Source organism: Pseudomonas sp. QS1027, from assembly GCF_002814235.1.
In the GTDB taxonomy this organism is placed as follows: Bacteria; Pseudomonadota; Gammaproteobacteria; order Pseudomonadales; family Pseudomonadaceae; genus Aquipseudomonas.
This window is the reverse complement of the sequence record NZ_PHSU01000042.1, coordinates 16,022-27,127: the sequence shown is the minus strand read 5'-3', so window position 1 is coordinate 27,127 and position 11,106 is coordinate 16,022. Positions and strand designations below refer to the sequence as shown.

9 protein-coding genes are annotated in these 11,106 nt (G+C 62.2%); 4 read left to right on the top strand and 5 right to left on the bottom strand.

The window, feature by feature from the left end:
• Positions 1–396 precede the first annotated feature (396 nt).
• The 4 genes from rpoE to CWE01_RS31355 all read left to right on the top strand — a co-directional run bounded on the left by rpoE (position 397) and on the right by CWE01_RS31355 (position 4,229).
• Entirely contained in the window at positions 397–978 is a 582-nt protein-coding gene (gene rpoE / locus CWE01_RS31370; protein WP_017127586.1) for an RNA polymerase sigma factor RpoE, read from the top strand.
• A gap of 31 nt (positions 979–1,009) precedes the next feature.
• On the top strand, positions 1,010–1,603 hold the full coding sequence (locus CWE01_RS31365) for a sigma-E factor negative regulatory protein (RefSeq protein ID WP_100944435.1): 594 nt from the start codon (positions 1,010–1,012) through the stop codon (positions 1,601–1,603).
• A gap of 8 nt (positions 1,604–1,611) precedes the next feature.
• Positions 1,612–2,589 (top strand): MucB/RseB C-terminal domain-containing protein, encoded by a 978-nt coding sequence (locus tag CWE01_RS31360; protein WP_100944434.1) that lies wholly within the window; start codon positions 1,612–1,614, stop codon positions 2,587–2,589.
• Positions 2,590–2,795: 206 nt separating this feature from the next.
• The gene (locus tag CWE01_RS31355) at positions 2,796–4,229 is read left to right on the top strand and encodes a DegQ family serine endoprotease (protein WP_100944433.1); all 1,434 of its coding nucleotides are present in this window, start codon (positions 2,796–2,798) and stop codon (positions 4,227–4,229) included.
• A 63-nt stretch (positions 4,230–4,292) separates the two neighbouring features.
• Here CWE01_RS31355 and CWE01_RS31350 read toward each other — a convergent pair whose 3' ends face one another.
• From CWE01_RS31350 to gcvP, 5 genes are all read right to left on the bottom strand, one after another.
• Entirely contained in the window at positions 4,293–4,778 is a 486-nt protein-coding gene (locus tag CWE01_RS31350) for an RDD family protein (protein ID WP_100944432.1), read from the bottom strand.
• A gap of 114 nt (positions 4,779–4,892) precedes the next feature.
• Positions 4,893–5,105 carry a cold-shock protein gene (locus CWE01_RS31345; protein ID WP_003175786.1) on the bottom strand — a complete coding sequence of 71 codons (213 nt, stop codon included), beginning with the start codon at positions 5,103–5,105 and terminating at the stop codon, positions 4,893–4,895.
• 424 nt (positions 5,106–5,529) lie between these two features.
• Positions 5,530–6,654, bottom strand: coding sequence for a glycine cleavage system aminomethyltransferase GcvT (gcvT, locus tag CWE01_RS31340; RefSeq protein WP_100944431.1), 1,125 nt, complete (start codon positions 6,652–6,654; stop codon positions 5,530–5,532).
• A 57-nt stretch (positions 6,655–6,711) separates the two neighbouring features.
• Positions 6,712–8,088: an L-serine ammonia-lyase gene (locus CWE01_RS31335; protein ID WP_100944430.1), complete on the bottom strand. Its 1,377-nt coding sequence runs from the start codon at positions 8,086–8,088 to the stop codon at positions 6,712–6,714.
• Between the two features lie 166 nt (positions 8,089–8,254).
• Positions 8,255–11,104: an aminomethyl-transferring glycine dehydrogenase gene (gene gcvP, locus CWE01_RS31330; protein ID WP_100944429.1), complete on the bottom strand. Its 2,850-nt coding sequence runs from the start codon at positions 11,102–11,104 to the stop codon at positions 8,255–8,257.
• Positions 11,105–11,106: the final 2 nt, after the last annotated feature.

Sequence of the window (11,106 nt, the reverse complement as noted above, 5' to 3'; positions counted from 1 at the left end):
GCCGCCATGCATGTGCTTTTGCAGGGTAAGGCAATGATTTTTCAGCTATAACCAAGGCTCAGGCAGCCGTGGTCAGCATAACTATCACAATGCCATTACCCGCTGGGGGTTCCGGGAACTTTTACGGGGCTTCAGGCTCCCATGCGGGGTGCCTGAAAGAAGGGGACAGCGTCGGCTTTATGCGAGGTGCCTGAGACGGCCTTCGCAAGCAGATTCGACGACCAGATTATTCACGCAGTCGGCGCTGGCCGTGCTGCGTTTTTCGTGTGTGTCCGTTCAGCGGGCCACAGGAAACTTGCTTGAAGGGGGAGAACTTTTGCCAGAAGCCCGAGTCTATGTTTGCAAGCCTGGTCAATTCGCGATGCACGCCTCCTTCAGGTCCTATGAGGAGTGTTCATGCTAACCCAGGAAGAGGATCAGCAGCTGGTCGAGCGCGTACAACGTGGCGACAAGCGGGCATTTGATCTGCTGGTGCTGAAGTATCAGCACAAAATTCTCGGGTTGATCGTGCGATTCGTGCACGACACCCATGAAGCCCAGGATGTTGCACAGGAAGCCTTTATCAAAGCCTACCGTGCATTGGGCAATTTTCGCGGTGACAGTGCCTTTTATACCTGGCTCTACCGCATCGCCATCAACACGGCGAAGAACTACCTGGTGTCCCGCGGTCGCAGGCCACCAGACAGCGATGTGAGTTCAGAGGACGCGGAGTTCTACGACGGCGATCATGGCCTCAAGGACCTCGAGTCGCCGGAGCGTGCGTTGCTGCGGGATGAGATCGAAGGCACCGTCCATCGGACCATCCAGCAATTGCCAGAAGATTTGCGTACGGCTTTAACTTTACGTGAATTCGACGGTCTGAGTTATGAGGACATTGCAGCGGTCATGCAGTGTCCGGTGGGCACCGTGCGCTCCCGGATTTTCCGCGCTCGGGAGGCCATCGATAAAGCCCTGCAGCCGTTGTTGCAGGAAACCTGAGACAGCGGCGACAGCCAAGAGAGGAACCGCCATGAGTCGTGAAGCCCTGCAGGAATCGCTGTCCGCGGTGATGGATAACGAAGCGGACGAACTGGAATTGCGTCGGGTGCTCAATGCCCTTGACGATGCCGAGACCCGTGCCACCTGGTCTCGTTACCAAATCGCCCGGGCAGTGATGCACAAGGAACTGTTGGACCCTCGTCTGGATCTGGCCTCGGCCGTTTCCGCGGCCCTGGCTGGCGAAGAAGTTCCGGCGAAAAGCACTCGCGGCCCTTGGCGTACTATCGGTCGCCTGGCCGTTGCGGCCTCGGTCACATTGGCCGTGCTGGCCGGTGTACGCCTGTACAACCAGGATGACATTGTCGGTGCCCAACTGGCCCAGCAATCGAACCAGCCAGGCCTGGTAGCCCCTACGGCCAAAGGTCCGGCGGTGCTGGCCGGCTACACTGAAAGCAGCGACCAGTCGACCGGCCCGATGGCCAACGGCGTGTTGCAGCAAGGCCAGTCCGGCTGGCACGATCAGCGGCTGCCAGGCTACCTGCGTCAGCATGCGCAACAGGCCGCACTCAAGGGTACTGAAAGCGCTCTGCCCTACGCCCGTGCCGCCAGCCTGGAAAACCGTTAAGGAGGATCATGCGCGCGCTACCTCTTCTAACGCTGGTGCTCAGTGGCTGGTGGGTTCTTCCAGCCCAGGCCGATGAGGCCCAGGACTGGTTGAACCGTCTTGGGCAAGCCGAGCAGCAGCAAAGCTTTCAGGGCACTTTCGTCTACGAGCGCAATGGTAGTTTTTCTACCCATGGCATCTGGCACCTGGTGCGCGATGGCAAGGTTCGTGAACGTCTGATCCAGCTCGATGGCTCGGCACAAGAGGTTGTTCGCGTCGATGGTCACACCCAGTGCGTCAGTGGCGCGCTGGTAGCGGGGCTCGGCGATATGCCGGATTCCCATACCCGCTCCCTGGATCCGCAAACCCTCAAGACCTGGTACGACATCGCCGTCATCGGCAAGTCGCGGGTGGCCGGTCGTCCGGCCGTGGTGGTCTCGCTGACGCCCCGTGACCAGCATCGTTATGGTTTTGAACTGCACCTGGACCGTGAGACCGGCTTGCCCTTGAAGTCATTGTTGCTCAATGACAAGGGGCAGTTGCTCGAACGTTTCCAATTCACCGAATTGAATACGGCCAAGCCCCCCGAGGAAAGCCAGGTACAGCCGAGTGCCGAGTGCAAGCCGGTGGTGCTGTTGACCAACCAGGCCCAGCCCCAGGTGCAGGCCCTGGGCGCTGCGGTGGCCCAGTTGTGGCATTCGGATTGGCTGCCACCGGGTTTCGAACTGGTCAGCAGCACGGCGCGGGTCGACCCGGCGACCAAGGTCGAAGTCAGCAGCTTGATGTATGACGACGGCCTGTCGCGGTTTTCGGTGTTCCTCGAACCCCTCAACGGCGCTTCGGTGACGGATGCCCGGGCCCAGTTGGGGCCAACGGTCGCGGTGTCGCGGCACCTCACCACCCCGGGCGGCGACATCATGGTCACGGTGGTGGGCGAGATTCCCATCGGTACCGCCGAACGGATCGCGCTGTCCATGCGTGCCGGCAATGCGCAGGCCAAGCAGTGAGCTGCTGAATCATGAGGGCTGTGGGGGGCTGGTGCAGAAATGTTTGGTGATCAAATTCATTTGCAAATATCCCTGAGTTTTCTTATAGGTCAGAGCCTCTCGGCTCTGGCCTTGTTTGCTGTTTCCGGTCCGAAAGTCCCGGCGTTTCATACCTGGGGTTTGCAAGGGCCTATCGCTTAATCATGCTCGTTGTTCACGGGAGCCATATGTCGATACCACGCTTGAAGTCTTATCTGTCCATCGTCGCCACCGTTCTGGTGCTCGGCCAGGCGGTGACCGCCCAGGCTGCTGATTTGCCCGACTTCACCGAACTGGTGAAGCAGGCTTCGCCGGCGGTGGTCAATATCAGTACCACCCAGAAACTGCCGGATCGCAAGGTTGCCGATATGCAGGGCCTTGAAGGCCTGCCGCCGGAAATCCAGCAATTCTTCCGTGGTTTCCCGCAGCCGCGCAGTCCGAAAGGCGGTGGCAATGGCGGTGGTCGCCAGCGTGAAGCCCAGTCCCTGGGGTCGGGCTTCATCATCTCCAAGGACGGCTACATCCTGACCAACAACCACGTGGTCGCCGATGCCGACGAGATCGTGGTACGCCTGGCCGATCGCAGTGAACTCAAGGCCAAGCTGGTAGGCACCGACCCGCGTTCCGACGTAGCGTTGCTGAAGATCGACGGCAAGGACCTGCCGACCCTCACGTTGGGCGAGTCCAAGGACCTGAAGGCCGGCCAGTGGGTCGTGGCCATTGGTTCGCCGTTCGGCTTTGACCATACCGTGACCCAGGGCATCGTCAGCGCCGTGGGCCGCAGCCTGCCGAACGAGAACTATGTCCCGTTCATCCAGACCGACGTGCCGATCAACCCGGGTAACTCCGGTGGTCCGCTGTTCAACCTCAAGGGTGAAGTGGTCGGGATCAACTCGCAGATCTACACCCGTTCCGGTGGCTTCATGGGGGTTTCCTTCGCGATCCCGATCGATGTCGCCATGGATGTCTCCAATCAACTGAAGGCCGGCGGCAAAGTCAGCCGTGGCTGGTTGGGCGTGGTGATCCAGGAGGTCAACAAGGACCTGGCCGAATCGTTCGGCCTGGACAAACCGGCCGGTGCCCTGGTTGCCCAGGTGCAGGACGATGGTCCCGCGGCGAAGGGTGGCTTGCAGGTTGGTGACGTGATCCTCAGCATGAACGGCCAGCCGATCGAGCTGTCGGCCGATCTGCCGCATCTGGTCGGCGCGTTGAAGGCCGGTGAGAAGGCGTCCCTGGAAGTGATTCGTGAAGGCAAGCGCAAGACCGTGGACCTGACGGTCGGTGCGATTCCGGACGAAGGCAAGGAAATGGATCTGGCCAAGGCCAACGGCGCCGAGCGCAGCAGCAACCGCCTGGGCATTTCCGTGGTCGAGCTGAGCGATGACCAGAAGAAAGACAACGACCTCAAGGGTGGCGTGGTCATCAAGGACGTCCAGGACGGTCCTGCGGCTTTGATCGGCCTGCAACCGGGCGATGTGATCACCCACCTGAACAACCAGGCGATCACCACCGCGGCGCAGTTCACCGAGATTGCCAAGGCCCTGCCGAAGAATCGTTCGGTGTCCATGCGCGTGCTGCGTCAGGGACGTGCCAGCTTCATCACCTTCAAACTGGCTGAATAAGCCCGGCTGAAGTTGCTGCATGAAAAAGCCCGCCTCGAAACAGGCGGGCTTTTTTGTGCCTGCTTACTTGGCTGGCTTGGGCAGCCGGACCAGTTGGCTGTTGGAGTAGATGTCGTGCCAGCTGCGCTTCTGCTTGTCCAGCAGCGACCAGAGGAAACCCAGGCCAAGGATCCAGGAGGCAATCGACACGATAAAGCGCAGCAACGCCTGCCAGAGACTGATGGCGGTACCGTCGGCGTTCTGTACGCGAATGCCCCAGACCTGCATGCCCAGGGTCTGGCCCTTGTAGGTCCAGAACTTGGCGAAAAAGCCGAACAGCACGAACAGCAGGATCGTCGACAGCAGCGGGTCGCCGTCCAGTGCCCCGGCATCGGAGAGCTTGCGCAGTTGCTGCTCGCCGACGATTGCCATCTGCACCAGCTTGTAGATAAAGGCGGTGACGATCAGCAGCGCCGTGCACAACAGGAAGTCATAGAACATCGCGGCCAGGCGACGGCCCAGGCCGGCGGCGGGGAAATCACCCTGGGGGCTCAGCGCGTGTTTCGACATGGCGGCTCTCTCCGTGAGGACTGAAAAAACCATTTTACGAAATTGCGCCCATAAAAAAGCCCCGGATATCAATATCAGGGGCTTTTCATCGCAAGAAGACGGGTTCCCAGGGGATCAGGCTTCCGCTTGCACTTCATCAGCCTGCATGCCTTTCTGGCCCTGCACGGCGACGAAGGTCACTTTCTGGCCTTCTTTCAGGCTCTTGAAGCCGTTGCCCTGAATAGCGCGGAAATGGACGAACAGATCCGGACCGCTTTCTGGAGTGATAAAACCAAAACCTTTCTCGTCGTTAAACCACTTGACGGTACCGCTCTGACGTTGGGACATTTTCTTATTTCCTTGACGCTAAAATTAATGACAGTCCCTTTCATATGAAAGAGTACTGGGCTGGGTTGCAGGAAAGTAAGAGACGTCGAACGGGTTGTAGCAAACTTCAGGCTACTGCCCAGGTCACGATTCCAAGCGACCCATGCAAACACAGTAGAGAAACTCTACGCCAACTCCGGGAGAAAAAACAAGCCCTGCGAAACCCCCGGATTTATGCCTGTTTATGGGGGGTTGCATGGGCTTGCAGAGCGTCGCTGGCCATCCGCGTGGATGAGCTTATTTTCGACTGTTATAACGCAAGTTCATGGGCGCATATATGCACTGTTTTGTGGCGGTTGCGTGACAAGGTAGTGCACTGTTTCAGCGGTGGCTTAGTTGTTACTGTAAGTATCAACAGGGGGCGACCCCTGTTGAAAATGCTGTATCAGCCCCTGTAGTAACGCTGTGGTACAAACGGCATCTTGCTCACCTTGAGCGGGACGCGCTTGCCGCGCACGATGGCCCAGACTTCGCTGTCCAGAGCGGCCTGCGCGCTGTCTACATAGCCCATGGCCAGGGGGGCGCCGAGGGTCGGACCGAAGCCGCCGCTACAGACGTTGCCGATCACTGTGCCATCCTGATCGACGATTTCCGCGCCTTCGCGCACCGGTGTGCGTTCCTGCGGTAACAGGCCTACACGTTTGCGTGACACACCCTGCTGCTGCTGGGCAAAGATCGTCTCGGCACCGGGGAAACCACCGGCCCGTGCACCGTCGGCGCGGCGGACCTTGGAGATGGCCCAGAGCAGGCTGGCTTCCACCGGGGTGGTGTCGGTGTTCATGTCGTGCCCGTACAGGCACAGGCCGGCTTCCAGGCGCAGGGAGTCACGGGCACCGAGGCCGATGGCCTCGACCTCGGTTTCCGCCAGCAGGCTGCGGGCCAGGGCTTCGGCGCTGGCCGCCGGTACGGAAATCTCGAAACCGTCTTCACCGGTGTAGCCGGAGCGGCTGACGTAGCAGTCCACCCCCAGCAGGCGCAGGCTGGCGAACTGCATGAAGGTCATTTTCGTCACTTCAGGGGCCAGCCGTGCCAGGACGCTGACCGCGGCCGGGCCTTGCAGGGCGAGCAGGGCGCGTTCCTCGAACAGTGGCACCACCTCGCACAGGTGGCCCAGGTGTTTTTGCAGGTGCGCCAGGTCCTGTTCCTTGCAGGCGGCGTTGACCACCAGGAACAGTTCGTCGTTGCCCAGGTTGGCGACCATCAGGTCATCGAGGATGCCACCGGCTTCGTTGGTGAACATCGCATAACGCTGCATGCCCACCGGCAGGTCGATGATGTCCACCGGCACCAGGCCTTCCAGGGCCTTGGCGGCCGCGGCGCCGACCAGGCGGATCTGGCCCATGTGCGAGACGTCGAACAACCCGGCCTGTTCACGGGTGTGCTGGTGCTCTTTCATCACGCCCAGCGGGTATTGCACCGGCATGTCGTAGCCGGCGAACGGCACCATGCGCGCGCCGAGTTGCAGGTGCAGGGCGTGCAGTGGGGTTTGCTTCAGGGATTTGGTGGACATTGCAGCTCCTTGATAGGGTGTGGAGGGGATGGCCAAGGCCACTCCCCTTGAATGGGGTCAGCACTCGATGATGTTGACGGCCAGACCGCCGCGAGCGGTCTCCTTGTATTTGCTTTTCATGTCGGCGCCGGTCTGGCGCATGGTGCGAATCACCTTGTCGAGGGAGACAAAGTGCTGGCCGTCGCCGCGCAAGGCCATGCGCACGGCATTGATGGCTTTCACCGAACCCATGGCGTTGCGTTCGATGCACGGCACTTGCACCAGCCCGCCGATGGGGTCGCAGGTCAGGCCGAGGTTGTGCTCCATGCCGATTTCGGCGGCGTTCTCGACCTGCTGCACGGTGCCGCCAAGCACTTCGCACAAGGCCCCGGCGGCCATCGAGCAGGCCACGCCGACCTCGCCCTGGCAGCCGACTTCGGCACCGGAGATCGAGGCGTTTTCCTTGTAGAGAATACCGATGGCGGCGGCGGTGAGGAGGAAGCGCACCACGCCGTCCTCGTTGGCGCCGGCAATAAAGCGCATGTAGTAATGCAGCACGGCGGGGACGATCCCGGCCGCGCCGTTGGTAGGGGCGGTGACCACGCGGCCACCGTTGGCGTTTTCTTCATTGACCGCCAGGGCGTAGAGGTTGACCCAGTCCAGCACCGACAGCGCATCGCGCAGTGCCGCTTCCGGGTGCTTGCACAGCTGGCGATGGAGGGCGGCGGCGCGACGCTTGACCTTCAAGCCGCCGGGCAGGATGCCTTCATTGCGGCAACCGGCGTCGACGCAGTCCTGCATCACCTGCCAGATCTTCAGCAGGCCGGCGCGGGTTTCCGCTTCCGGGCGCCAGGCGCTTTCGTTGGTCAGCATCACCTGGCTGATGGACAGCCCGTAGGTGGTGCAATGGCCGAGCAGTTCCTTGGCGCTTTTGAACGGGAAGGTCAGCGGTGTGCTGTCCTCGACGATGCGGTCGGCGCCGGCAGCGTCTTCATCGACCACGAAACCACCGCCCACCGAGTAATACTCGCGGCTGCGGATCTGGATGCCGGCGGCGTCGAAGGCGCGGAAGATCATGCCGTTGGGGTGATAGGCCAGGGGTTTCCTGATCATCGCCAGGTGGAGCTTTTCATTGAATTCGATGGAATGTTCGCCGAGCAGATTCAGGCGTCCGTTGCTGCGAATGGTCTGCAGGCGGGCGGCGACGGTTTCTGTATCGACGGTATCCGGGTGTTCACCTTCCAGGCCCAGGAGCACGGCCTTGTCGCTGCCGTGGCCTTTGCCGGTGGCGCCGAGGGAGCCGTATAGCTCGACTTTGACGCAGGTGGTCTGTAACAGCAGTTGCTCGCGCCGCAAGCCCTCGACGAAACGCGCGGCTGCGCGCATCGGACCGACGGTGTGGGAGCTGGAGGGACCGATGCCGATCTTGAACAGGTCGAACACGCTCAGGGACATGGGATTCTCCGGGATCATTCTTATTATGGTGATGGACACGATCTCCTGGAGGAGCCGGCTTGCTGGCGATCGGGGCGACGGGGTCTTTCAGGAGGACCGCGTCATCGTTCATCGCCAGCAAGCCGGCTCCTACAGGGATTGAGCGTTCCCATACGGCGTATGGGGGTTAAGCGTAGTTCTCGATCGACGGGCAGGCGCAGACCAGGTTGCGGTCGCCGAACACGTTGTCGACACGACCCACCGGCGGCCAGTACTTGCCTTCGATCAACGACGCCACCGGGTACACCGCCTGTTCGCGGCTGTACGGGTGGAACCACTCGCCGACGATCTCCGCCGCGGTGTGCGGGGCGTTCTTCAGCGGGTTGTCGTCCTTGTCCAGGCTGCCGTTTTCCACTGCGCGGATTTCTTCGCGGATGTGGATCATGGCGTCACAGAAGCGGTCCAGTTCTTCCTTGGATTCGCTTTCGGTCGGCTCGATCATCAGCGTGCCGGCCACCGGGAACGACATGGTCGGTGCATGGAAACCGAAGTCGATCAGGCGCTTGGCAACGTCATCGACGCTGATGCCGCTGCTGTCCTTCAATGGACGCAGGTCGAGGATGCACTCGTGCGCCACCAGGCCGTTGCTGCCGCTGTAGAGCACCGGGTAGTGCTCCTCCAGTCGCCGGGCGATGTAGTTGGCATTGAGGATCGCCAGCTGCGAAGCACGCTTGAGGCCTTCACCACCCATCATGCGGATATACATCCAGGTGATCGGCAGGATGCTCGCGCTGCCGAACGGCGCCGCGCACACCGCGCCTTCCTTGCGTTCCATGGTGCCGTGACCCGGCAGGAACGGCGTCAGGTGCGACTTCACGCCGATCGGGCCGACGCCCGGGCCGCCACCGCCGTGGGGAATGCAGAAGGTCTTGTGCAGGTTCAGGTGCGACACGTCGCCGCCGAACTTGCCCGGGGCGCAGAGGCCGACCATGGCGTTCATGTTGGCGCCATCGATATACACCTGGCCGCCGTTGTCATGAATGATGCCGCAGATTTCGCGGATGCCTTCCTCGAACACGCCGTGGGTCGACGGGTAGGTGATCATCAGCGCGGCGAGGTGCTCGCGGTGCTCGATCGCCTTGGCCCGCAGGTCTTCGATATCGACGTTACCGCGGGCATCGCAGGCGGTGACGATCACGCGCATGCCGGCCATGTTCGCCGTGGCCGGGTTGGTGCCGTGGGCCGACGACGGGATCAGGCAGATATCGCGGCGCTCGTCGCCACGGCTCTGGTGGTAGGCACGGATCGCCAGCAGGCCGGCGTACTCGCCCTGGGAACCGGCGTTCGGCTGCAGGGAAATCGCGTCGTAGCCGGTGGCTGCGCAGAGCATCGCCTCCAGCTCGTCGGTCAGTTGCTGGTAGCCGGCGCTCTGCTCGGCCGGGGCGAACGGGTGCAGGGCACCGAATTCGGCCCAGGTCACCGGGATCATTTCGCTGGCGGCATTGAGCTTCATGGTGCAGGAACCCAGCGGGATCATGGTGCGATCCAGGGCCAGGTCCTTGTCGGCGAGCTTGCGCAGGTAGCGCATCAGCTCGGTTTCCGAGTGATAACGGTTGAACACCGGGTGGCTGAGGATGGCCGACTGACGCGCCAGGGCTGCCGGGATACGGCTTTCGACCGAGGCGGCGAGGGCGTTGAAGTCCGGTACGGCTTTGCCGTCGGACAGCAGTTTCCACAGGTTTTCGATGTCGGCCTGGCTGGTGGTTTCGTCCAGGGACAGGCCCAGGCGCTGGGCATCCACGACGCGCAGGTTGATGCGCTGGGCGCGGGCCTGTTCGTGCAGGGCCGCGGTCTGTGCGCCGGTGTTGAGGGTCAGGGTGTCGAAGAAGCTGTCCTGCTCGACCGCCAGGCCCAGGGCACTCAGGCCCTTGGCGAGGATCGCGGTGAGGCTGTGGATGCGCTGGGCAATCTGGGTCAGGCCTTTTGGACCGTGATACACCGCGTACATGCTGGCGATGTTGGCCAGCAGGACCTGGGCGGTGCAGATGTTGCTGGTGGCTTTCTCGCGGCGGATATGTTGCTCGCGGGTCTGCATGGCCAGGCGCAGGGCCGGCTTGCCGAAACGGTCCACCGAGACGCCGACCAGACGGCCAGGCATGTCGCGCTTGTACGCATCGCGGGTGGAGAAGTAGGCCGCGTGCGGGCCACCGAAGCCCAGCGGGACACCGAAGCGCTGGGCGCTGCCGATGGCCACGTCGGCGTCGAACTCGCCCGGCGGGGTCAGCAGGGTCAGGGCCAGCAGGTCGGCGGCGACCGCCACCAGGGCGTTGGCGGCGTGGAAACGCTCGGTCAGGGCACGGTAGTCGAACAGATCACCGTTGCTCGCCGGGTATTGCAGCAGGGCGCCGAAGAACGGGCTGACGTCGGTCAGTTGGCGTTCATCGCCCACCACCACGTTGATGCCCAGGGGCTCGGCGCGGGTGCGCAAGACGTCGAGGGTCTGCGGATGGCAGTGCACGGAGGCGAAGAAGGCGTTGCTGCCCTTGTTCTTGCTCAGGCGCTTGCAGAAGGTCATGGCTTCGGCGGCGGCGGTGGCTTCGTCGAGCAGCGAGGCGTTGGCGATCGGCAGGCCGGTGAGGTCGCTGATCAGGGTCTGGAAATTCAGCAGCGATTCCAGGCGACCCTGGGAGATTTCCGGCTGGTACGGGGTGTAGGCGGTGTACCAGGCCGGGTTTTCCAGGAGGTTGCGCAGGATCGGCGACGGCGTATGGCAGTTGTAGTAGCCCTGGCCGATGTAGGTCTTGAACAGCTGGTTTTTCCCGGCGATGGCCTTGATCGACGCCAGGGCGTCGGCTTCGCTTTGCCCGGCCCCGAGGTCAAGGACGCTGGTGCCCTTGATGCTGTCGGGAATCACGCTGGCGCTGAGGGCTTGCAGGGAATCGAAACCCAGGGTTTCGAGCATGGCCTGTTCGTCTGCCTGGCGCGGGCCGATATGACGGGCGATAAATTCGTTGGCGGTGCTGAGATTGACAGTCATGA